At 67.5% G+C, this 22,666-nt stretch carries 19 protein-coding genes and 1 riboswitch; of the genes, 13 read left to right on the top strand and 6 right to left on the bottom strand.

The window, feature by feature from the left end; genetic code table 11:
- Positions 1 to 7: 7 nt before the first annotated feature.
- A complete protein-coding gene (locus GFY24_RS24005) occupies positions 8 to 1,321 on the bottom strand; it encodes an aminotransferase class V-fold PLP-dependent enzyme (RefSeq protein ID WP_153807320.1) in 1,314 nt (437 codons plus the stop codon).
- A 51-nt stretch (positions 1,322 to 1,372) separates the two neighbouring features.
- A riboswitch (SAM riboswitch) is annotated at positions 1,373 to 1,487 on the bottom strand.
- 179 nt (positions 1,488 to 1,666) lie between these two features.
- Here GFY24_RS24005 and GFY24_RS24000 point away from each other — a divergent pair.
- Both GFY24_RS24000 and GFY24_RS23995 read left to right on the top strand, forming a co-directional pair.
- Positions 1,667 to 2,326: a heme oxygenase (biliverdin-producing) gene (locus tag GFY24_RS24000; protein ID WP_153807319.1), complete on the top strand. Its 660-nt coding sequence runs from the start codon at positions 1,667 to 1,669 to the stop codon at positions 2,324 to 2,326.
- A 105-nt stretch (positions 2,327 to 2,431) separates the two neighbouring features.
- A complete protein-coding gene (locus tag GFY24_RS23995; RefSeq protein ID WP_309231260.1) occupies positions 2,432 to 3,055 on the top strand; it encodes a LysE family translocator in 624 nt (207 codons plus the stop codon).
- A gap of 8 nt (positions 3,056 to 3,063) precedes the next feature.
- On the opposite strand, the gene GFY24_RS23990 is transcribed toward GFY24_RS23995, so the two are convergent.
- Together GFY24_RS23990 and GFY24_RS23985 are read right to left on the bottom strand one after the other, a co-directional pair.
- A complete protein-coding gene (locus tag GFY24_RS23990; RefSeq protein WP_153807382.1) occupies positions 3,064 to 3,528 on the bottom strand; it encodes a flavin reductase family protein in 465 nt (154 codons plus the stop codon).
- A 145-nt stretch (positions 3,529 to 3,673) separates the two neighbouring features.
- Positions 3,674 to 4,147 (bottom strand): YbaK/EbsC family protein, encoded by a 474-nt coding sequence (locus GFY24_RS23985; RefSeq protein WP_153807317.1) that lies wholly within the window; start codon positions 4,145 to 4,147, stop codon positions 3,674 to 3,676.
- A 126-nt stretch (positions 4,148 to 4,273) separates the two neighbouring features.
- On the opposite strand from GFY24_RS23985, the gene GFY24_RS23980 reads away from it, so the two are divergent.
- Both GFY24_RS23980 and GFY24_RS23975 read left to right on the top strand, forming a co-directional pair.
- Positions 4,274 to 5,095 carry a crotonase/enoyl-CoA hydratase family protein gene (locus tag GFY24_RS23980; RefSeq protein ID WP_153807316.1) on the top strand — a complete coding sequence of 274 codons (822 nt, stop codon included), beginning with the start codon at positions 4,274 to 4,276 and terminating at the stop codon, positions 5,093 to 5,095.
- Between the two features lie 93 nt (positions 5,096 to 5,188).
- On the top strand, positions 5,189 to 6,847 hold the full coding sequence (locus GFY24_RS23975) for an MDR family MFS transporter (RefSeq protein ID WP_153807315.1): 1,659 nt from the start codon (positions 5,189 to 5,191) through the stop codon (positions 6,845 to 6,847).
- Between the two features lie 10 nt (positions 6,848 to 6,857).
- Here the strand turns inward: GFY24_RS23975 and ppa are convergent, their stop codons facing one another.
- Complete coding sequence (ppa, locus tag GFY24_RS23970; protein ID WP_309231258.1) at positions 6,858 to 7,349, bottom strand: inorganic diphosphatase; 492 nt, start codon at positions 7,347 to 7,349, stop codon at positions 6,858 to 6,860.
- A 133-nt stretch (positions 7,350 to 7,482) separates the two neighbouring features.
- Between ppa and dacB the strand changes: the two genes are divergently transcribed.
- The 5 genes from dacB to GFY24_RS23945 all read left to right on the top strand — a co-directional run bounded on the left by dacB (position 7,483) and on the right by GFY24_RS23945 (position 13,123).
- The gene (gene dacB, locus GFY24_RS23965; protein ID WP_194853002.1) at positions 7,483 to 8,937 is read left to right on the top strand and encodes a D-alanyl-D-alanine carboxypeptidase/D-alanyl-D-alanine-endopeptidase; all 1,455 of its coding nucleotides are present in this window, start codon (positions 7,483 to 7,485) and stop codon (positions 8,935 to 8,937) included.
- Between the two features lie 13 nt (positions 8,938 to 8,950).
- The gene (locus GFY24_RS23960) at positions 8,951 to 10,138 is read left to right on the top strand and encodes a zinc-dependent metalloprotease (RefSeq protein ID WP_153807312.1); all 1,188 of its coding nucleotides are present in this window, start codon (positions 8,951 to 8,953) and stop codon (positions 10,136 to 10,138) included.
- 90 nt (positions 10,139 to 10,228) lie between these two features.
- On the top strand, positions 10,229 to 11,260 hold the full coding sequence (gene tilS / locus GFY24_RS23955) for a tRNA lysidine(34) synthetase TilS (protein WP_153807381.1): 1,032 nt from the start codon (positions 10,229 to 10,231) through the stop codon (positions 11,258 to 11,260).
- A 16-nt stretch (positions 11,261 to 11,276) separates the two neighbouring features.
- Positions 11,277 to 11,831, top strand: coding sequence for a hypoxanthine phosphoribosyltransferase (gene hpt / locus GFY24_RS23950; RefSeq protein WP_309231257.1), 555 nt, complete (start codon positions 11,277 to 11,279; stop codon positions 11,829 to 11,831).
- A gap of 404 nt (positions 11,832 to 12,235) precedes the next feature.
- Entirely contained in the window at positions 12,236 to 13,123 is an 888-nt protein-coding gene (locus GFY24_RS23945; RefSeq protein ID WP_153807311.1) for a LysR substrate-binding domain-containing protein, read from the top strand.
- 66 nt (positions 13,124 to 13,189) lie between these two features.
- Here GFY24_RS23945 and GFY24_RS23940 read toward each other — a convergent pair whose 3' ends face one another.
- On the bottom strand, positions 13,190 to 14,689 hold the full coding sequence (locus tag GFY24_RS23940) for an amidase (RefSeq protein ID WP_153807310.1): 1,500 nt from the start codon (positions 14,687 to 14,689) through the stop codon (positions 13,190 to 13,192).
- 128 nt (positions 14,690 to 14,817) lie between these two features.
- Between GFY24_RS23940 and GFY24_RS23935 the strand changes: the two genes are divergently transcribed.
- From GFY24_RS23935 to GFY24_RS23925, 3 genes are all read left to right on the top strand, one after another.
- Positions 14,818 to 17,502, top strand: a complete 2,685-nt coding sequence (locus GFY24_RS23935; protein WP_153807309.1) for a serine/threonine-protein kinase — start codon at positions 14,818 to 14,820, stop codon at positions 17,500 to 17,502.
- The gene (locus GFY24_RS23930) at positions 17,499 to 19,715 is read left to right on the top strand and encodes a protein kinase (RefSeq protein WP_153807308.1); all 2,217 of its coding nucleotides are present in this window, start codon (positions 17,499 to 17,501) and stop codon (positions 19,713 to 19,715) included. The genes GFY24_RS23935 and GFY24_RS23930 overlap by 4 nt, the downstream gene beginning before the upstream one ends.
- Before the next feature lie 66 nt (positions 19,716 to 19,781).
- The gene (locus tag GFY24_RS23925; protein ID WP_309231256.1) at positions 19,782 to 20,459 is read left to right on the top strand and encodes a nucleoside/nucleotide kinase family protein; all 678 of its coding nucleotides are present in this window, start codon (positions 19,782 to 19,784) and stop codon (positions 20,457 to 20,459) included.
- On the opposite strand, the gene GFY24_RS23920 is transcribed toward GFY24_RS23925, so the two are convergent.
- Positions 20,456 to 21,325 carry a PfkB family carbohydrate kinase gene (locus GFY24_RS23920; RefSeq protein WP_153807306.1) on the bottom strand — a complete coding sequence of 290 codons (870 nt, stop codon included), beginning with the start codon at positions 21,323 to 21,325 and terminating at the stop codon, positions 20,456 to 20,458. The two genes, GFY24_RS23925 and GFY24_RS23920, sit on opposite strands and share 4 nt — an antisense overlap.
- A gap of 51 nt (positions 21,326 to 21,376) precedes the next feature.
- Here GFY24_RS23920 and GFY24_RS23915 point away from each other — a divergent pair, with 51 nt between their 5' ends.
- Positions 21,377 to 22,648 (top strand): TerD family protein, encoded by a 1,272-nt coding sequence (locus GFY24_RS23915; RefSeq protein WP_194852997.1) that lies wholly within the window; start codon positions 21,377 to 21,379, stop codon positions 22,646 to 22,648.
- Positions 22,649 to 22,666 lie beyond the last annotated feature (18 nt).

Genomic DNA, 22,666 nt, shown 5'->3' with positions numbered 1-22,666 from the left:
TGTCGATTCAGAATCCACAAGGGGCCGCGCCCGCGTCGGAGCCGCCGAAAGGGCGGGTCTCCGGGGTGGGGTTCCAGTGGCCGTCGGTCTTGGCGTAATCCCAGGTGGGGCCGTTCTCGACCAGCGCGGCAATGGCGTCGATGAGACGGTCCACATCGGCGGTGGTGCTGCCCAGGCCGATGCTGGCGCGCAGGGCGGCATCCACGCCGAGCCGGGACAGCAGCGGATGCGCGCAGAAGCGGCCGTCGCGGACGCCGATGCCGTGTTCGGCGGAGAGATACGCGGCGACCTGTCCGGGTTCGAAACCGTCCACGGTGAAGGCGACAATGCCGACGGCGTCGGTGCTGTCCCGCCAGATGCGCAGGAAGTTCACGCCCGGAACGGTTTTCAGTCCGTAGCGCAGGCGGTGGGTGAGGTACTGCTCATGCTCGAGCACGGTGGTCTGGTCGAGCTCGGCGAGGGCATCGCAGGCGGCGGCCAGCGCGGCCACGCCCAGCACATTGGGGGAACCGGCCTCGTGCCGTTGCGGGGCCGGAGCCCACTCGACGCTGTCGGCGGTGACCGAACGGACCGCACCGCCACCGGCCAGGTACGGCTCGGCGGTATCGAGCCAGTCCCGGCGGCCGACGAGTACGCCCGCGCCGAACGGCGCGTACGCCTTGTGGCCGGAGAAGGCCAGGTAATCGATGCCGCTGGTCCGCAGATCGATGCGGCGGTGCGGGGCCAGCTGAGCGGCGTCCACCAGGACGCGGGTGCCGCACTGGTGCGCGATCCAGGCCAGTCGCTCCAGCGGGAGCAGTTCCCCGGTCACATTGGACGCGCCGGTAATGGCAAGTAGCGCAGCGGGTTTGGTGCACAGCTCGGCGACCACGCGCTGAATGGTCTCCTCGATGGTGTCCGCGATCGGTACCACCCGGCGGCCGTTCTTGACCCACGGCAGGAAGTTGGCGTGGTGTTCCACATCCAGCACCACCGTGTCACCGGGCACGCAGGCCGCGAGCAGGTTCAGCGAGTCGGTGGTGTTGCGGGTGAAGACCACGACCTGGTCGTCGGCCGCATTGAGGAAGCGGGCGACCGAACCGCGCGCGGATTCGTAGCAGTCGGTGGAGACGCGGGAGGCGTAGCCCGCACCGCGGTGCACGCTGGCGTAGAACGGCAGCAGCTCCTGGACACGGGCGGTGACCTGCGCCAAAGCCGGTGCGCTGGCGGCATAGTCGAAGTTGGCGTACCTGGTGGTGCCGCCCTGAACCAGGGGTACCTGGAGATCGCAGCCGGAGACGGTGGTGAGGGCGGTGCAGGTCTGGTCGGCAAATGCAGTCATCACGAAATCCCATCGGGCAAGGGACACGCGATCAGAAGAAGAGTGATCGAGAGTCCGCGCTTGCCGCGCCCGGTTTGGGCGTCGGCCGGGTCGTCACCTGGAGCACCCCACCGCGGAGGAGGGTTGCCGACCAGCTAGCCAGGGCTTTGCGCTGGTACTCATGACCTGGTTGAAGAGGCTTGCAGACGATCGAGGGTCTTGTCAACCCCCTCCGGAAAATCATCCGAAAGTTGGAGTGGGAGGAGCGAAAAGGTCGAATCGCGCGATCGTTGCTGAAGCGTATGGTCGAGAAGAAAGTTAGGGTAGCCAAAGGTGGTAGCCCCGGAGACCACGAGGAGCTCGACCATGTTGGACACCAGCACGCCGTTCTCGACGCTCATTCGCAGCGCCACCGAGCAGCAGCACGCCGAGGCCGAACACTCCACCTTCATGAAGGACCTGCTCACCGGGCAGCTCGGCGTCGAGGCCTTCTACCGCTACACCTCGCAGCTCTGGTTCGTCTACTCGGCGCTCGAAAAGCATTCCGCCACACTGGCTTCCGATCCGATCGCGGGCCCGTTCGTGAAGTCGGAGCTGAACCGCCTGGCCGCCATCGAGGCCGATCTCGCCTACCTCGGCGGCCCGCGCTGGCGCGATGAGCTGACCGCGCTGAATACCACCGCGGCCTACGCCGCCCGCATCGAAGAGTGCGCGACCCAGTGGACCGCCGGATACGTGGTGCATCACTACACCCGCTACCTGGGCGATCTCTCCGGTGGCCAGGTCATTCGCGGTACCGCGGAGAAGCTGTGGGATCTGCCGAAAAAGGGTGACGGCGTGCGGTTCTACGTCTTCGACAAGATCACCAACCCGGCCGCGTTCAAGCGCGACTACCGCGATGCCCTGGACGCGCTGCCGATCGAGGGCGCCGATGTGGAGAAGGTACTCGACGAGGCTCGCCTGGCCTTCACGATGAACACGAATGTGTTCCACGATCTGGGTGCGGAATTCAGCGCGCGGAACTGAATCTTCGTAGCTCGGTGAGCCGCCGGACCTGCTGATTTCGAGCAGGTCCGGCGGCTTTCGCATATCCGCTTGCGTTCGGGCCGCCCGGTGCGCTGCCATGAGCGGGTGAGTCTCCCCCTGCTGCTGAGCTTTATCGGGTTGTGTGTGCTGCTGGCCCTCACCCCTGGCCCGGATACCTTTCTGGTACTGCGCTTTTCGATGGCCGGACCGCGTCCCGGGATCGCCGCCGCGGCCGGATCGGCCTGCGGCGGAATCGTCTGGGCGGTGGTTGTCGCCGCCGGAGTGGCGGCGCTGCTGGAGCAGTCGGCCACGGCGTATCGCACGCTGAAGGTGATCGGCGGAATCTACCTGCTGTACTTGGGGATTCGAGCGTTGATGGCGCATCGCAAGGGGTCGGCGGAGCCGGAGTTGGAGCAGTCCAGCGCCCGGGCCTCCTCGGTTCGCTCGGCATTCGCCGCCGGATTGCTGTCCTGTGTTTTCAATCCGAAGGTCGGCCTGTTCTATCTCGCGGTGCTGCCGCAGTTCCTCGCGCACGTGAGTTTCGCCGATACGCTCACCCTCGGCGCGATCGAATCCAGCATTGCCGCAATCGAAATGGTGCTGCTGGCGGTGGCGGCCTCGCGGGCGGTGGCGCTGCTGCGCAAACCGAAGGTGCGCGATCGGCTGGAGCGGGCGAGTGCCGGAATCCTGGCGGCTCTCGGGATAGGGACGGTGGCCTCGGCGGCGTGACCGGAGTGTCAGTCGGCGATCTCGGCGCGGTGGTAGACGCCGTTGTAATAGACCAGCGGGCCGACGGCGGGTGCGTCCTCGGTGTTGTCGTGGACTCGGGTTACCAGGCCGATCACCAGGGTGTGATCGCCGATCGGAATCAGCTGGTGCACGGTGGCGCGCACCCAGATCGGGGTGCCGTGCAGGACCGGTTCGCCGGATTCGAGGGTGGTCCAGAGCGACCGGTCGGTGAAACGCTCCGCCGCGCTGCGGCTGAACCGCTGCGCCAGATGCTTCTGATGCTGACCGATGAAGTGCACGACCACCGACTGCGCCTGCGACATGGCGGCGATACTCGACGAGGTCTCGGCGATATTGAACGAGATGAGCGGCGGCTGCGCGGAGAGCGATGCGAACGAGGTTGCGGTGAAACCGACCGGTCCGTCATCGGAATTCAGCGTGACAATGGTGACGCCCGCCGGATAGTGCCGCATGGCGGCGCGGTACTGCTGGGCGGTGATGCCGCTCAGGTCGTCGGGCACATGAAGCTCGGCGCCAGGCGTCGGAGAATCGGTCACCTTCCGAACCTACGTCCACTACCCGCCGGATATTCCATCCGGTGCAGGAAACTGCCGATTCTCAATCCACGTCGATGGCCAGACCTGCGGTTATCCGGACCAGCTCACCAAAAGTAGTGCGGAAGACGGTATTCGGATGCCCGCCCGCGGCCCACAATTCCGGATGCCGGCCGAGCGCGTTGTCGATGAAGGTGGGCAGGTTGATCGGATGCCCGACGGGAGCGACTCCGCCGATCGGCTGACCCGTCACCTCCCGCACCATGGCGGCCGGGGCCCGGGTCAGCGTGCCTTCCAGGCGTTCCCCGGTGCGGTCCAGATGCACCGTGTGCGCGCCGGAGACCAGCAGCAGTACCGGATCGTCGTCGAGCAGGAAGACCAGCGATTTGGTGATCGCGCCGATCTCCACGCCGAGCGCCTGAGCGGCCTCGGCGGCGGTGTGGGTGGGTTGCGGCTGGGTGAGGATCACCCCGTGATGGCCGCGAGCGATGAGGGTGTCGGAGACTTTGGAGGCGACCGGTGGCAGGGACCTGCGCATGGCAACCAGAGTAGAGCGATTGCGGTGAATGTGCGGACCAGCGCGGAAACCCGTGCGGGACAGCGGATTCAACACCGGGTTCGGACCGCCCGCCCAGGCCCCGTGCACCCCCGATACGCTGGTCCGATGACCGATTGGAAGGCTTTCGAGGTCGAAAGCAAGGACCACATCGCGACGGTGACGCTGACCGGTCCCGGCAAAGGCAATGCCATGGGCCCGGACTTCTGGCGCGAACTGCCGCTCATCTTCGGTGAGCTCGACGCCGACCCGCAGGTGCGGGCCGTCGTACTGACCGGCGCGGGCAAGCACTTCTCCTACGGGCTGGACCTGCCCGCCATGAGCCCGCTCTTCGGCCCGCTGCTCGCCGAGCGCGCGCTCGCCGGACCGCGCACCGACTTCCTGCGCCATGTGCGCGAGATGCAGGCTTCGGTGACCGCGGTCGCCGACTGCCACAAGCCGGTCATCGCGGCGGTCTCCGGCTGGTGCATCGGCGGCGGGCTGGATCTGATCGCGGCCGCCGATATCCGGCTGGCCAGTGCGGACGCCAAGTTCAGTCTGCGGGAGGCGAAGGTCGCCATCGTCGCGGATATCGGTTCGCTGCACCGGCTTCCGGGGATCATCGGTGAGGGGCATCTGCGCGAACTCGCCTACACCGGTAAGGATATCGACGCGGCGCGCGCGGAGAAGATCGGACTGATCAACGACGTGTTCGCCGATCAGGAAGCGGTACTGGACGCGGCGTACGCGCTGGCGCGTGAGATTGCCGAGAATCCGCCGCTGGTGGTGCAGGGCATCAAGGATGTGCTGGATCATCCGAAGGCGGGCAAGGTCGCGGACGGGCTGCGCTATGTGTCGGCCTGGAATTCGGCGTTCCTGCCGTCGGAGGATCTGACCGAGGCGATTCAGGCCGTATTCGAGAAGCGCGCCCCGAAGTTCCGAGGGAAGTAACAACTCTCGAAACACTCCGGGGCTCGGCACCGGAAACCGCTGGCCTCCCGGTTCCCGCCCGCTTATCGTGAGCGGGGACCGGGGAGGTTGGTCATGGCTACATCCGAGGTGGGCGAGTCGACCGAAGCAGGCGGCTTCACCCATCGGCAGATTATGGTGATTCTGAGCGGGCTGTTGCTCGGCATCCTGCTCGCCGCGCTCGATCAGACCATCGTGTCCACCGCGATTCGCACCATTGCCGATGACCTGCACGGGTATTCGCTGCAGGTGTGGGCGACCACGGCGTATCTGATCACCTCCACGCTCGCCACATCGTTGTACGGCAAACTCTCGGATATGTACGGGCGCAAGCCCTTCTATCTGGCCGCCATCATCATCTTCCTGACCGGTTCACTGCTCTGCGCGTTCGCGCATTCCATGTATGAGCTGGCCGCTTTCCGTGCGGTGCAGGGTCTGGGCGCGGGTGGGCTGATGTCGTTGGCGCTCACCATCGTCGGCGATATCGTGCCCCCTCGGGAGCGGGCCAGGTATCAGGGCTATTTCCTGGCGGTGTTCGGTACCTCGAGTGTGCTCGGGCCGGTGCTGGGCGGATTGTTCGCAGGTCAGGAAAGTATTCTCGGAATTTCGGGCTGGCGCTGGGTATTCCTGGTGAATGTGCCGATCGGCCTGTTCACCCTGCTCGTGGTGACCCGGGCGCTGCATCTGCCCGCGCGGGAACGCTCCCGCGATCGCGTCGACTACTGGGGTGCGCTGGTGCTGGCCATCGGCATCGCACCGCTGTTGATCGTGGCCGAACAGGGCCGCGAATGGGGTTGGGGCAGTGGCAGATCGGTGCTCTGCTATGCCGTCGGGACGATCGGAATCCTGGGCTTCGTGGCGGTGGAGGCGGCGCTCGGGGATGCCGCGATGATCCCCCTGCGCATCTTCGCCGACCGCACTTTCGCACTGGGCGTGGTGATCTCATTCGTGGTGGGCGCGGGCATGTTCGGCGGGATTCTGCTGCTGCCGCAGTATTTGCAGGCGGTGCGCGGGGCCAGTCCGATGATCGGCGGTTTGCAGATGATGCCCATGGTGCTGGGCATGATGATCGGCTCGATCCTGTCCGGGCAGTTGATCTCCCGCACCGGCCGCTACAAGGCGTACACGCTGGTCGGCGCGGGCATGATCACCCTCGGGCTGTTCCTGCTGCACTATCTGAAGGCCGATACCGCGTACTGGGTGGTGGTGCTGTTCATGCTGTGCGTGGGTTTCGGGCTCGGCAATCTCATGCAGCCGCTCATCATCGCGCTGCAGAATGCGTTGCCGCCCAAGGATATGGGTGTTTCGACGGCGGCGGCCACCTTCTTCCGGCAGATCGGCGGCACGCTGGGCGCGGCGGTATTCCTGTCGGTGCTCTTCACTCGACTGGCCCCGAATATTCGCACCGAACTCGTTGCGGCGAGCCAGGATACGGAATTCCAGCAGGCGCTGATCAAAGGGGCGCACGACGGTAATCCGGCGGATATGGCGCTCGCACAAGGACTTTCGAACCACGACAGCACGGCCGCGCAGAGCGTACTCAGCGACAGTTCGGTGATTCAGCGGCTGAATCCGGTGCTGGCCAAGCCTTTTCAGGTGGGCTTCGCGGAATCGCTGTCCACGGTATTTCTCACCACGTCGGGAGTGGCGCTACTCGCCTTGATCCTGGTGGTGTTCTGGAAGGAAGTACCGCTGCGTACCACCGCCGGTGGTGTGACACCGGCGGTGGAGTAAAGCATCGAGCTCAGTGCTCGCCCTGCTCCTTCAGCCGGGCGTACGCCTCGACGACCAGAGTCTCGGCCTTGGCGCGGTTCTCCCAGCCCTCGACCTTGACCCACTTGCCGGGCTCCAGGTCCTTGTAGCGCTCGAAGAAGTGCGAGATCTCCTTGCGCTGGAACTCCGGAATGTCCTCGACATCCTGGATGTGATCCCAGCGCTTGTCGCCGGCGGGGACCGCCACCAGCTTCTCATCGGTGCCGGCCTCATCGCTCATGATGAGCACGCCGACCGGACGGGCCTCGACCAGCACACCCGGGAACACGGGCTCGGGCAGCAGGACCATGCAATCCAGGGGATCACCGTCGCCGCCGAGGGTGTTCTCGATGTAGCCGTAGTCGGCCGGGTACATCATCGGCGTGTACAGGTAGCGGTCGAGCCGCACCCGGCCGGTCTCATGGTCTACCTCGTACTTGTTGCGCTGACCCCGGGGGATCTCGATGGTGACGTCGAACTCCACGTCATCTCCTTCTTCGGTGCGGGTATGGCTGCCGACTCGCCAGCTCGTTCGGGGGAACGACTGCGCAACGAGGATAGTGTGGTGCCGGGATGCGTGGGTTCGGCAGGGACGTGTATCAGGGAGACGGCGGCAGGTGGCTGGGAACAAGCAGAACATCGGTGGGCTGGAGGCCAAACGGCGTCGAAAGACCTGGATCGTGGTGGCATCCGTGCTGGTCCTGGTGCTGGGCATAGCCGCCGGTGTGGTGGCGACGCTGAAACCGTGGACGGAGGAATTCCGGCACGGGGGCTTGACGATCGCCGATCCGCCGTCGCCGGTGCGGCCATTGCCGCAGGTCGCGCCCGCACCGCCGACCGCGCCCGCACCGAGTGTCACCGGGCTGGCCGCCGCGCTCGCACCGGTGATCGGCAATCCGGACCTGGGGATTTTCGCGGCCTCGGTCTCGGACGCGGACAGCGGCAAGGTGCTGTGGACCACCGATCCGGACAAGCCGATGATCCCGGCCTCCACCGCCAAGGTGCTGACCACAGCCGCCGCGCTGCTGGCGCTGCCGCCGGACCATCGGGTGAGCACACAGGTCGTCACGGGTGCGGCCGCCAATGAGCTGGTGCTCGTCGGTGGCGGCGATCCCACGCTCACCGCGCAACCGGACGGTAAGGGCTACTACCCGAACGGGCCGAAGCTCTCGGATCTGGTGGCGCAGGTCAAATCCTCCGGGCAGAAGCCGGACACGATCGTGGTGGACACCTCGGCCTACACCGGGTCGAGCATGGCGCAGGGCTGGGATCCGGCCGATATCGGCGGCGGGTCGATCGCACCCATCGATTCGGTGATGATCGACGGCGGACGGTTGAATCCGCTGGTCGAGTACTCGCCGCGCACGGCGACGCCGGCGCTCGACGCGGGGCGCAGGCTCGCCACCGAACTGGGGCTGGACCCGGCGAAGGTGCGGCTCGGCACTGCGCCCGCGGCGGCGACCAAGGTCGCCTCGGTACAGTCCGCGCCACTGCGGGATCGCCTGCGCGACATGATGGTTCACTCCGATGATGTGCTCGCCGAGACCATCGGCCGCGAGATCGCCGTCGCCGCGGGCTCGGAGGCGTCGTTCACGGGCACCGTCACCGCCATGGCGACCACATTGCGCGCCGCCGGATTCGACGCCACCGGGCTCACCCTGCTCGATGCCAGCGGGCTCTCGGTGGACGACCTGATTCCGCCGCGCCTGCTGGACCGCATCGTCACCGTCGCGGCACTGCCCAACAGTGCTGTGGGCCAGGAGACTTCGAGCGTCGCATCGACCTCGAACGCCGTCGCCGACCCGCTCGCCGCCCTCCTCGACTATCTGCCCGTTGCCGGGGCCACCGGGTCGCTCACCGACCGCTACACCAGCCGCGACCGGGTCGGCGCGGGCTGGGTGCGGGCCAAGACCGGAACTCTGGACGTGGCGAGCGCGTTGGTCGGATATGTGCTGGATCGCGATGGGCGCGTACTCACCTTCGCGCTGATGTCCAACCAGCGGCTGCCCGAACAGAGCCGCGCCGCGCTGGACGCCATCGCAGCCGCACTGCGCAACTGTGGCTGCTCCTGACGGGTGGATGACTATGACCGGACCCGAACACCCCGCCGACCGGCGGGGCGCAGAGACAGGGCGTGCCGATGAGAACGGTTCCGGGCGTATCGAATTCGCCGCACATCCGACAGCCGATGATTCGGGGGCGCTGGTGACCACGGAGACCCTCCAACCGTCGCGGTTGAAGAACACGCTCGCCGGTTCGGTGGACTGGAGCCTGGCCGCGCGCACCGGGGCGGCCCTGGTGCCGTCCGGCCCGCGCACGTCCCGGTACTCGGCCGAACAGGCGGTGCTGGAGCTGTCCGCGGCGTCCAGGCGGGCCGAGGGTCCGGTGCGTGAGGTGAGCCGGCTCTTGGACGGTTCCGCCGTCCCCGAGGCGCGAGTGGTGGATCGGCGGGGCTGGATCACGGCTGCCGCGGAGTCCATGGCCCAGCTCACCGGCACCGGCGTGGCCGCCGGGGACAAGGGCAAGTTCATCGGTAAACCGGCAGGCGTGCAGGCCGGGGCCATGCTGGCCTTCCTGTCCACCGCGATCCTCGGTCAATACGACCCGTTCAGCGGACCGGACGGCACCCTGCTGCTGGTCGCGCCGAACATCATGGCGGTGGAGCGTGCACTCGGCGTGCAGCCCAGCGACTTCCGGCTCTGGGTGTGCCTGCACGAGGTCACCCATCGCGTGCAGTTCTCCTCCGCACCGTGGCTGGCCGAGTACATGCAGCGCAATGTGGAGGTGCTCGGCGCGGCCGGGGACGAGCCCATCGCCGATATGCTCGGCCGCCTCGTCGAGGCCGTCCGGGACCGCCGTCGCGGTATCGAGGATCCGGCGGGCGGCATGGTCGGGCTGCTGCGCGCCACCCAGGCCGAACCGCAGCGTGCGGCCCTGGACCGGCTGCTCATGCTGGGCACGCTGCTGGAGGGTCACGCCGATCACGTCATGGACGCGGTCGGCCCGGCCGTGGTGCCGTCGGTGACCCGCATTCGCTCGGCCTTCGATCAGCGCCGTAAACGGCCCGGCAATCCGCTGCAGCGACTACTCCGCGCGCTACTGGGCATGGATGCCAAAGTGGCGCAATACGTTCGGGGCAAAGCCTTCGTCGACGAGGTGGTCGGCACCGTCGGCATGGATCATTTCAACACCATCTGGACCGATGCGGAGACGCTGCCGCGCACGGACGAGATCGGCGAACCGCAGCGCTGGGTCGACCGCGTACTGGGCTGAGCGGGTATGCGGCGACTCCGCTGAGCGCCGTGCGACGATCGGGGCGTGAACACTCGCCCCCGGCTGCCCGAGACGCGCGCGGCGCTGGAAATGCGTCATGCCGTGCGGGATTGGCTGGGCCGGTTCGCGCCGGACGGGGTGGTCGCGGTCGGATTGTCCGGCGGGGCGGACTCTTTGGCGTTGACGGCGACCGCGGCGGTCGAGGCCGAGGTGGTGGACGCGTACATCGTCGACCATGGTTTGCAGGACGGATCGGCCGAGGTCGCGGCGCGGGCGGCGGAGGTGGCGCTGCGCCTGGGCTGCCGGTCCGCGCGGGTGCTCACGGTCGAGGTGGGGACCGAGGGCGGCCTCGAGGCGGCGGCCCGGCGCGCTCGGTATGCGGCCTTGGATGCGGCGCGATTCGAGCCTTACCGGGGGAGGGAACAGGCACGTTCGGTGCTGCCCGGCGCGGATTCGGGGGCGAACAGCCTGCGCCCGGGGATGCCGGTGCTGCTCGGGCACACCCTCGACGATCAGGCCGAGACCGTGCTGCTGGGTCTCGCGCGCGGGTCCGGCGGCCGGTCGATCCAAGGCATGACCGAGTACGCCGAACCGTGGGGCCGACCGCTACTCGGCGTGCGGCGCAACGTGACTCGGCAACTGTGCGCGGATCTCGGGCTGACGCCCTGGGAGGACCCGCACAACACCGCACCCGAATTCACGCGGGTGCGGCTGCGTACCGAGGTGCTGCCGCTGCTGGAGGAGGTGCTCGGCGGGGGAGTGGCGGCCGCACTCGCGCGCACGGCCGCGCAGCTGCGTGAGGACGGCGCGACCCTGGATGCGCTTGCCGAAAATTTGCTGAACTCCGCGATTGATGGCGAAGCCCTGATTCTCGAGACGCTCACCACTGTCGCGCCCGCGCTGCGGCGGCGCGTTATTCGCGCGTGGTTGCTCGGCGGCGGCGCAAAATCATTGACGGACAGCAATTTACGAGCGGTCGAGGCGCTGGTCACCGACTGGCGCGGGCAGGGCGGCGTCGCGGTCGGTGGCTCGGTCACCGGGACCAGGTTGGTTGCCGCGCGTGAACATGGCAGGCTCATACTGACCCACAGCGAACCCGATCGGGGTCGACATCATCACTGAAGGGAAACCAGGCCACGTGTACGGGGACGACATCGCGTCGGTGCTGATCAGCGAAGACGAGATCGCGAGCAAGATCGATGAGCTCGCCGAACTGGTCGCCAAGCGTTATCCCGCCGGTGCCCCCGAGGGTGATCTGCTGCTGGTGGGCGTACTCAAGGGCGCGATCTTCTTCATGACGGATCTGGCCAAGAAGCTGACCGTGCCCACCCAGATGGAGTTCATGGCGGTCTCCTCCTACGGTTCCTCCACCTCGTCCTCGGGCGTGGTGCGGATCATGAAGGATCTGGACAAGGACATTGCCGGGCGCAATGTGCTGATCGTCGAGGACATCATCGATTCCGGGCTCACACTGTCGTGGCTGCTGCGCAATCTGTCCAGCCGCAATCCGGCCTCGCTGGAGGTGGTGACGCTGCTGCGCAAGCCCGATGCGTTGCGCACCCAGGTCGACGTGATGGCGGTCGGTTTCGATATTCCGAACGAGTTCGTGGTCGGTTACGGCCTGGATTTCGCGGAGCGGTACCGGGATCTGCCGTACATCGGCACCCTGGACGCGAAGGTTTATGGGGGATAGAACAACTCTCGTACCTCTCAGGGGCTTCGCCCCCGAACCCTCAAAAGAGGACCGCGCACCGGATTCGGTGGGCGGTCTTCGGCCTTTTGTGATGAAACTCACGTTAGCGGAATCGGGTTTGTGAGCGTGGTTGCCGGGCCCCTTTGCTGGCTGTCGGCCATCGAGTCGCGCCGGTCGGCGGGGGTGTGTAGCGTGGTGCGGGTTACTGCTGGTCACATGACCGCATGAATTTCGGGGCGCCCATCCGGGTGAATGGCCAGGAATTCGCGGTGCCGGTTACCGGAATGTTTCGGGCTCGCCCTATGCTGTCAGTAACAAACCTGACGGCTGTTTTTCGCTCGGAGTTCAAACTTTCGGGTCGGATACAGCTAGATATTCAAGACCGATTCTGATAGCAAGGGGCTATGGACCCGCATTTGCGCGACCTGCGGTATTTCGTCGCCGTCGCTGAGGAACTGCATTTCACCAACGCCGCCCAGCGGCTGCACATCGCGCAGCCGACGCTGTCCCGGCAGATTCGGCAGCTGGAGCGTCAGCTCGACGTGGTCCTGTTCGACCGCAATCAGCGCAGCGTCGCCCTGACTGTCGCGGGCAAGGAACTGCTGGAGGGTGCGCGCCGCATTCTCGAGCTCTGGGAAGTCACCAATGTCGCGCTGCAGGAGGCGGGTGAGGTGCTGCGCGTCGGCATCCAATCCTCCATCGGCCGCGGCCTGATCACCGATCTGGAGAGCGCCAGCGGCCACCGGCTCGCCCTGCACTCCGCATCCTGGACCGACCCGTCCAGCGGCCTGGCCGGGCGACAGGCGGACCTGGCGCTCATGTGGCTGCCCGTACCCGATACCGGTCGGTATCGATGGCAGGTGCTGCGTACCGAGCCGCGCTGGGTACTGCTGCCGGAGAACCACCCGCTCGCCGGGCAGGAAACCATCGAATTCGCGGCCCTGGCCGATGAGCCCTTCATCGCCATGCCCGCCGAAGCCGGTGCGGCCCGCGACTTCTGGCTCGGCGCGGACGCCCGCGGCGGCCGGCAGGCCAAGGTCGGCGCGGAGGCGGCCACCGCGGAGGAGCGCCTGGAGGCGGTCTCCCTCGGACTCGGCCTCTGCCTGCTCGCCGAGAACAATGTGCCCATGTACCGCTGGCCCGGTCTGACCGCGCGTCCGGTCGCCGGACTGGCTCCGTGCGAGCTGGCCGTAGCCTGGCGCGCCGATGACGATCGGCCGACCATCCTCGAGTTCGCCGCCCGCGTACTCGAAGGCGGATTCGCCGACCGCGAGCCGGTCGCCGCGCAGTAGCTCGAAAGCGCAACGGCACGATCATCGAAAAGGCAGTCCCGTCTCGACGGGACTGCCTTTTTCGTGTCAGTCCTTGCCCGGCGCGGTGCGCTCCCAAGGGCAAGCGGCTTCCAGTTGGGCGGCGAGTTTCAGCAGCGTGGCCTCACTGCCGGGCGGGCCGATCAGCTGCGCCGCGACCGGGGTGCCGGTCTTGGGATGCACGCCCATCGGCACCGAGATAGCGGGCCAGCCGACCAGATTCCACAGCGGCGTGAACGGTGAGAAGCGGGCGCTCGCAACCACATTCGCGAGCCACGGCCGCGAATGCCAGCGCCGGGCGCGCGGTGGCGGGGTCGCCAGCGTCGGGGTGATGGCGACGTCGTAGCGCTCGAAGTAATCCAGCAGCCGGGCCTCGATGCGATCGACCTGGGAGGCGCGCAGCAGGCCGGACTTCAGCGCCATCCGGCCCAGTGCGATATGCGTACGGGTGCGACGCTGCAGCAACTCCGGATGCGGAACCGTGCCGGCCTCGCGGGCCGCATTGGCCACCCAGCGCAGCGCCAGCGCGAAAGTCGCACCCTGATAAGGCAATTCGGCCACACCGATGGTGTGTCCGGCGGCCGAGGCGGCGGCCGCGGCCCTGTCGGCGGCGGCGATCCAGGCCCGATCCACCCGGGTCAGCGGGCTGGGCGCGGCGGTGGCCAGGCCGATACGCAGCGCCTTGGGTGACTCCAGCTCGGCCAGGGCCGGTCGATCCGCGAGCACCGACAGCATGAGCGCCGCATCCGCGACAGTCGTTGCCAGCACACCGTTTTCTGTCATGCCGCCCCAGGAATCCACGCCCACCTCGGCGGGCACCAGACCGCGGCCCGGCTTCATCCCGACCACACCGGAGCAGGCGGCGGGAATGCGCACCGAACCGAGTCCGTCATTGCCGTGCGCGATGGTCACCATGCCGGAGCCGACCGCCGCACCCGAACCACCGGACGAACCACCGGCGCTGTAGCGGGCATTCCAGGGACTGCGGGTAATACGGTCCGGGGTATCGGTGACGCCCCAGAGTCCGAACTCGGGAAGAGTGGTCAGGCCGACGATAACCGCGCCGGCCGAGCGTAGTCGCCGCACCACCGCGTGATCGGCGGCCGCGGCGCGCTCGAGGCCGGCCAGGGATCCACCGCGGGTGACCTCACCGGTGACATCGATATTGTTCTTCACCGCGACCGGCACCCCGGCCAGCGGTAGCACATCCAGATCCGGGCGCTCGGCCAGCGCACGCGCCTCGGCACGGGCGGCATCGACACGAACTTCACTGAACGCGTTCACTTTTCGATCCCGGGCCCGAATCCGGGCGAGCGCCTCGTCCACCATCTGCTCGGCCGTCACCGACCCGTTCTGCACGGCGGAGGCGATACCCGCGGCCGTGGTCAGATCCAGCGGCGGGAGGATTTCGGGGGAGTCTGCTTCGAGGGAGTCCGCGTCGTCTGGGCGTGGCTCCCGTGGGAGGTTCTCGTCGGCTGATTTGTCAGTGTTCACCACTACCTCGTTCACCGCGCTGTCGACCGCTAACGCGGCGCCCTCGTCATACATACTGGTGTTCCCCCGTCGCCTCGAGTTCGAAATCGGGTGATCCGGTGTTCAGCCGCAAGTTATCATTCCGGCTATTGCTCAGGGATGATGGTGTCGGGTGTGGCGGATTTTTTCGAAAGCGTGCGGACATGTCTTCAAGCTCCGAGCATCGCTCCGGCCGCTACTCGGCCGGACCTGAATTCAGCGTGGTCGCGGCCTTCACCGCGGCGTGGAGTTCCGGCTCCACACCACCGCTGATCGCGGATTTCCTGCCCGACGCCAGCACACTGCGCCGGGACGCGCTGCTGGAGCTGATTCGGGTCGATATACGGCATCGCTGGCTGCGCCGGCCCGGTCCGGGAGCGGCGCCGCGCGAGCGTAAACGGCTCACCGAATATTGCGCCGAATTCGCCGAACTCACCGCGCGTGATCTGCCCGCCGGGCTGGTGTACGAGGAATTCGTCATTCGCCGGCACAGTGGTGAACGGGTGGATCCGCGCGACTGCCTGCGGGAGTATCCGCATCAGGCGCACGAACTGCGGGAACTGCTCAATGCCGATGACGAGGATCAGAGCACCCGGCGCGCGGTCCTGGACGAATCCACCCGGATGGGGCCGGACGAGCCCACCCGGGCCGAGCCCGCGCCGGACCTCGACTCCACCCGCGTTCCCTCCGGCGAGTTCACCCGGGCCGTGGACATCCTGGACGAGTTCACCCGGAGCGCGGGATCGTTCGACGACACCACGTACCTGCGCGGGCAGGACGAATCAACCCGTGCCGGAGGCGGATTCGGGGAGGACACGCAGCCCGGCGGCCCACCCGATATCGACTCCACCCGCGCCGAAGGACAGCTCGACTCCGATTCCACGCGCATCCCGAACGCGGGCGAGCTCACCCAGCGGGATCCCTCGGCGCGATTCGCGCGGGCGGCGGAGGGCAGCACCGGCGGGCTCAGCGGGCCCGAGACCGGCGAACTCCTGGACCGGCTCGAAATCGGCCAGCGCATAGACGATTTCGATCTGCTCACCAGTCTCGGCAGCGGTGCGTTCGCGCGCGTGTTCCTGGCTCGGCAGCGGTCCCTGCAGCGGCTGGTCGCGGTGAAGGTCTCCGCCGATCACGGCACCGAACCGCAGACCCTGGCGCAACTGGATCACGACTACATCGTGCGCGTCTTCGACCAGCGGCTCATCTCCGGTATCCGCACCTCGAGCGGGCGGCGCATGCGGCTGCTGTACATGCAGTTCCTGCCCGGCGGCACCCTGCTCGGGGTGCTGCGCTGGGTGCGCGCCACCCCGGCCGCCGAACGCAGCGGGCAATTGCTGCTGGACGCCGTGGACGCGGCCATGGAGGAGAAGGGCGAGATCCGGCCCACCGACTCCAGTGTGCGCGCCGAGATCGCCGGGCTCAGCTGGCCGGAAACCGTTGCGTGGCTGGGCCGCCGGCTCGCCGAGGCGCTCGACTACGCGGACGGGCACGGGGTGCTGCACCGGGATGTGAAGCCCGCGAATGTACTGCTCACCGCCGAAGCCGTACCGAAACTGGCCGACTTCAATATCAGCTTCAGCCGCAATCTGGACGATGCCAGTCCGGTCGCCTACTTCGGCGGCTCACTGTCGTACATGTCGCCCGAACAGCTCGAAGCCTGCCATCCCGGGCGGGCGCGTACGGCCGCCGAACTGGACACCCGCGCCGATATCTTCTCCCTCGGCGTGGTGCTGTGGGAATTGCTCACCGGCGCCAAACCATTCGACGACACCACCGCCGGACCCGGTGGCCAAGGCGACCGCACCACCCTGGAGGCCATGCTGAACCGGCGGCGCGGCGGTGTCGACACCGTGGCCCTGGACCGCGTCCCGGACGACTGCCCGGCCGCACTGCGCCGGGTCCTGCTCACCTGCCTGGCACCCGACCGCGACGACCGCTGGTCCAGCGGATCGATCCTGGCCGCCCAGTTGGAGCTGTGCCTGGACCAGCGCGCCCGCGATCTGGTCGATCCACCGCCGCACAGCTGGCGGATGCGGTTGCGGCCGTGGCTGATACCGATCGTGGTGCTGGCCGTCGCGATACCCAATGTGCTGTCCTCGATCTACAACATCGTGCACAACAACACGCTGATCGTCAGCCGCATGTCCGAAGCCTCCATGCACAGCTTCACTCTCACCACCGTGACGGTGAACGTGCTGTTCTTCCCATTCGGGGCCGCGCTCATCGTCTACCAGTGCAGACGGGTGATCCTGGTACCACGCGGATTACGCAAGGGCAGAACCTACGACGAGGACACCCTGCGCCACGCCAGAGCCGACATATTGCTTGCGGGGGAACGCATTTCGCTGGTCGTCTTCACCCTGTGGGTGGTCTCGGCCATCACCTTCCCCATCGCGCTGCGCCTGGCCACCGGTGAGATTCCCACCAGCAGCATGGTGCATTTCGTGGTGTCGATGGTGGTGTGCGGGGCCATCGCGGTCGCCTATCCGTTCTTCCTGGTCACCTTCTATCTGGTGCGGTGTATCTATCCGATGTTCCTGCGGCACGGCGACATCAGCGCCGAGGACGCGGTCTGGCTGCATCGCCTCGGGCACCGCTGCACCACCTATCTGGCGGTGGCGGCCTCGGTGCCGCTGCTGGCGGTCGCGGGCGTGACCTTCCTGCCACCCGAGGACATTCCCCGGGTGATCGTGGCGGTACGGGTGCTCAGTGTCGGCGGGATCGTGGCCTTCCTGGCCGTGTACATCATGTTCCGGGCCCTGGAGGCGGATCTGGCGGCCCTGGAACGGGTGGTTTCGCCCGGCCGCCAGGCGCGTGACACCGGGGAGCCGGTGGGTACCGGAACATGAACGAGTATCCCGCCCAGGCGGTCTCGCGCTTCGCCGCCGACTGGGAATCCACGCTGCGCGGTGATCGCCGGGAACCGCCGCACCTGAACCACTACGTACCCGACGGCGCAGCACTGCAGCTGGATGTGCTCACCGCCCTGGTGCGCGTCGATATGCGCCAGCGCTGGCGGCGCGCGGGCCTGGAGAAGCGAATCGCGGAGTACCGCAGCGAATTCCCGGCCGTCACCGACAGCCCCGAATTCGCCGACCTGGTCTGCGAGGAGTACCTGGTGCGCAGCCGCTACCGGGCATTGGACGTGGACACCTTCAGCACCGAATACCCGGAGGTAGCCGGTGAGATCCGGCGGCGCTTCGCCGACGGCGCCGTCCGCGCCGAAACCCCGGCCCTGCCCGCCGGGATCGAAACAGGCCGCCGCCTGGACGATTTCGACCTGCTCACCGATCTGGGCGGGGCCACACACAGTCGCATGTTCCTGGCCCGGCAGCGCTCCATGCAGCGCCTGGTCGCCGTCCGCGTCGAAGCGGGCGCGGACAGTGATACACCCACCGTCGCCCAGCTCGACCACCATTACATCGTCCGCGTCTACGATCAGCGACTCATCGCCGGCAACGGCGGTGACAGTAAACCCTTGCGGCTGTTGTACATGCAGTACATGCCGGGCGGCAATGCCGAGGGCGTGCTGACGCTGCTGCGCGAAAGCCACAGCACCACAACGACTCCGCCGCCCGGCGGTGCGCTGCTGTTACGGGCCGTCGATGCCGCCATGGAGGCCAGGGGCGAGATACGGCCCGCGGAGTCCAGTGTGCGGCAGGAGATTACGGCGCTGAGCTGGCCCGAGACGGTGGCCTGGGTCGGGCGCCGGCTGGCGGTGGCCCTGGACTACGCGGAGCGGCACGGGGTGCAGCACCACGATATTCGTCCCGCGAATGTGCTGTTCACGGCCGAGGGCGTACCCAAACTGGCGGATTTCGCACTGGGAGCGCTGTATTGGAACGCCGGGATTCCGGGCGCGGGCGGTGCCGCGGCGGACGCCCCCGAGGAATTGCGCTGGCGGTCCCCGGAAGCCCTCGCGGCCCGGCTCGACCCCACCGCGCCCATGCCGGACACCCGCAGCGATATCTGGTCGCTCGGGGTACTGCTGTGGGAAATGCTCACCGGCACAGCACCATTCGACGATCCACCGGCTACCGGTGTGCCGGGGCACGAGGTGGTGACGGCCATGCTGGCACGGCGGCGCCTGGGCGTGCCGCCCGCGGCGCTGAACGCACTGCCCGCCGATACGCCCGCCGCGCTGCGCCGGGTACTGCTGGAATGCCTGCATCCCGATCCGGAGCGCCGCCGGCAGAACGGCACGGAACTGGCGGGACAGCTCGACCTCTGCCTGAACGCGCGCGCCCGCGATCTGGTCGACCCACCACCCAAGAGCTGGCGCGCCCGGGCGCGCCGCTGGCCGGTGCCGATCGTGGCGCTCTGCGTGGGTGTGCCGAATGCCATTGCCAGCTTTTACAACATCCGGCTGAATCAGAGTCTCATCGTGGATCGGCTCGCCGCCGCCGATCAGCAGCGGTTCGGCACGGTCGCGCTGGTGAACAATGCCATCGCCTTCCCGCTGGCGGCGCTGCTGCTTTTGTGGCTGGCGCGGCGGCCACTGACCGTCTCGTACCGGCTGGCGCACGGGCACCGGTACCCGCCCGCCGAACTCGCTCGCGCCCGCGCGGACACCCTGCTGATGGCGGAGCGGGCGGTGTGGATTCCGTTCATCATGTGGATGATCGCGGGTGTGGCGTGGCCGTTGGCGCTGTACGGCTCCGGCGCGCGACTGCCACCGCATGTGTTCGCGCACTTCTTCGCGGCTCAGACGGTGTGTGCCGCAATCGCTCTCGCCTATCCGTTCTTTCTCGTCGCGGTGTATTCGGTGCGGGTGCTGTACCCGCAGTTACTGGTGCGCGGTGCGGTGGGGCCCGCCGATCGGCGCGGATTGTGGGCGCTGGCCCGGCGCAGCAATGTGTATCTCGCGGTGGCGGCGTCGGTGCCGCTGTTGGGGGTCGCGACGGCTACCTTCGTCTCCCGCGAGGACCTGGCCTTGGTGATAGTTCCGGTGCGCTGGCTGAGCGTGGGCGGGGTGCTGGCATTCGTGCTCAGCTACTGGCTCTTCCGCCTGCTGGAGGCGGATCTGCGGGCGCTGCTGCGGGCGATTCCCTCCGGCAGGTAGCCGGCGGGGGTACTTTACCTGGCGAGGCGGCAACGATTTCGGGGTCGATTCCGTAGGGTGGGCCGCGTGAACCGCGGCAGTGTCGAAACCTCCCTGGCGGAGTTGGCGGCGCGTATTCGGCGGCGTGCGGACGGGCAGGCCGGCCGGTTCGTCCTGGGTATCGCCGGACCGCCCGGGGCGGGCAAATCCACGCTCGCGCGCGGGGTGCGCGATGAACTCAATCTGGCGGCGGGCAGCCCCATCGCCGAGGTCGCGCCGATGGACGGATTCCATTTCACCAATGCGCAATTGCGGGCGCTGGGCGAGCTGGCCCGCAAGGGCGAACCCGATACCTTCGATGCCGCCGCCTATGTCGATCTGCTCCGGAAACTGCGCGAAGCGCCACTGGGACAATCCATTCCGTGGCCGACCTATGATCGCGAGATCCACGAACCCATGCCCGGCGGAGTGGTCATCGGCGATCAGCGCATAGTCGTCACCGAGGGAAACTATCTGCTGCTGGAGGGTCACGGCTCATGGTCCGCAGTGCGGCCGCTACTCGACGAAACCTGGTACCTGGACGTGCCGCGCCCGGTCATCGAACAGCGCCTGGTGCGCCGGCATATTCGCGGCGGCCGCACCCCGGCGGACGCCAAAACCAAAGTCGCCCAGAGTGATCTGCTCAATGCCCGCCTGGTCGAGGGCACCCTGACGCGCGCCGATCTGGTACTGCGCAAATTCGGCCGCGCCTACCGGATCGTCTAGCGCATCCAGGCGCGGGTACCGACCGAGGCGCAGGATCGGGACGCGATCTCGGCGGCATGGGTCAGGGCCCGCGGGAACGATTCACCGAGGGTGTGGAAGTGGCAGAACGCGCCGTGCAGGATATCGCCCGCGCCGAGAGTGTCCACGGCAGCGGTTGCGGTAATGGGTATTTCGCCGGAGGCACCGGCGGACGACCAGAGAACGGGGTCCGCGCCGCGCGTGATCGCCACGGAGCCGATCCCGAGGGCGTGCAGATACTCGAAGACCGCCGGTGCGGAATTCGGCGGTACTCCCGGCGGTGTGAAGGCCGCTGAACAAATCGCGATATCGGTCAGTGGCAGCAGTTCGGTGTGCACGGGACGGCGGCGGCCCGCATCGAGCACCACCGGAATGCCCTGCGCCTTGGCTGCCGCGGCAATGTGCAGGGCCGGTTCCGGGTAGTGCCCGTCCACCAGCACAATCCCCACGCGATCCAGATGTTCGGCGGCGGTGCTGTCGAACGGCGCGTATACGCGGGAACCGTCCAGCGACACAATGGTTCGAGTGGCCGCGCCGGTGGCCACGATGATCGAGGAGACCGGCGGCTGATGCTCGCCGTCGGGGGTGAGATCGGTGAGGCCGACGCCGTGCTGTTGCAGATCGCCTCGAATCAGCTCGGCCAGCGGATGTTTGCCCAGCGCGGTGACCAGCGTCGGCACCCGGCCGGACAGGTGCGCGTAGGTGACCGCGGCATTGGCGGCGGGGCCGCCCGCGCCCAGGAACAATTCGTCGGCCTGGGTCTTGCTGTCCTCGGCCGGGTATCGGTCCACCGCGTACGCCAGGTCGAGGGTGGACAGTCCGATGAACACCGCTCCGTTGTCGTCCATCAGCCGACGATACGGCGCTACCGTGGTGGAGACGGGGAGGTAAGGCAGGCAATGGAATTGGTCAAGGGCGCGAACGCGCCGATCGGCACGGACGAGGTGGTCGTCGAGGTCACCGCCGCGACGCAGGTGGATGTGGCGGCGCTACTGCTCACCGGCACCGGAAAAGTCCGCTCCGACAGTGATTTCATCTTCTACAACCAGCCGGTCGGTCCCGGCGTCACGGCGCAGCCACCCAACCGGATTCGGATCGCCACCCGGCAGGTGCCCGCCGATATCGACAAGATCGTGGTCACCGCCAGCCTGGACGGGTCCGGACCGCCCGATTGGGGCCGCGCCGGACGAGTCACCATTACGGTCACCGACCCGAATCGGGGCACGGTGCTCGCCAGCTTCACACCCACGGACCTGAGCACCGAGACGGCGGTGATCGGCGTGGAAGTCTATCGGCGACAAGGGATGTGGAAGGTCCGTGCAGTTGGTCAGGGATACGCTGATGGCCTGGCGGGGATCGCGACGGATTTCGGGATCAGCGTGGATGATGCGCCCGTGCCGCAGCAGGCGTATACACCGCCACCGGTGAACTACCCGCCGCCCGTTCCCCCGGCTGCCACGTACCCGCCACCGGTGCCGCCGCCCGCGTACTACCCACCGCCGCAGCAGAATTCGTATCAGCAGCCGCCGCCTCCGCCGCCGCAGGCTTACACGCCACCCCCGCAACCTCGATTCGGCGAGGCGACGGTCAGTTTGGACAAGGGCCGGGTTTCCCTGTCCAAGAACGAAACCGTCTCGCTCACCAAAACCGGTGCGCCGTCCCTGACTCGGGTGAAAATGGCGCTCGGGTGGGATCCGGCCAAGCGCGGCAAGGATATCGACCTGGACGCCTCCGTGGTCGCCTACAACCGGCAGGCCAAGGAATTGGGCAAGGTCTGGTTCGTGAAACTCTCGGCGTTCAAGGGCGCGATCAAGCACTCCGGGGACAATCTCACCGGTGCGGGCGAGGGCGACGACGAGGTGATCACCGTCGACCTGCCCGCACTACCCGCCGACGTGTATGCCCTGCTCTTCACCGTGAATTCCTACTCCGGGCAGAAATTCGACGAGATCGCGCGCGCCTTCTGCCGTCTGGTCGACGACTACTCCGGTGCGGAACTGGTGCGATTCGAGCTGTCCCGGGGCGAACGCCGTACCGGGCTTTTCATGTGCATGCTGACTCGCGCGGCGCACGGCTGGAATATGACAGCGCTCGGCGAATACGGTGACGGCGCAACGGTTTCCAAGATGATCGATCCGGGAAAGCGTTTCGTGCTCGCAACCGTGCACTGACCGGAATAACGGGTTGTG

Origin of the sequence: Nocardia sp. SYP-A9097 (genome assembly GCF_009649815.1) — a bacterium.
In the GTDB taxonomy this organism is placed as follows: Bacteria; Actinomycetota; Actinomycetes; order Mycobacteriales; family Mycobacteriaceae; genus Nocardia.
The sequence above is the reverse complement of the archived record's forward strand: the minus strand, read 5'-3'. Positions and strand labels throughout refer to the sequence as shown.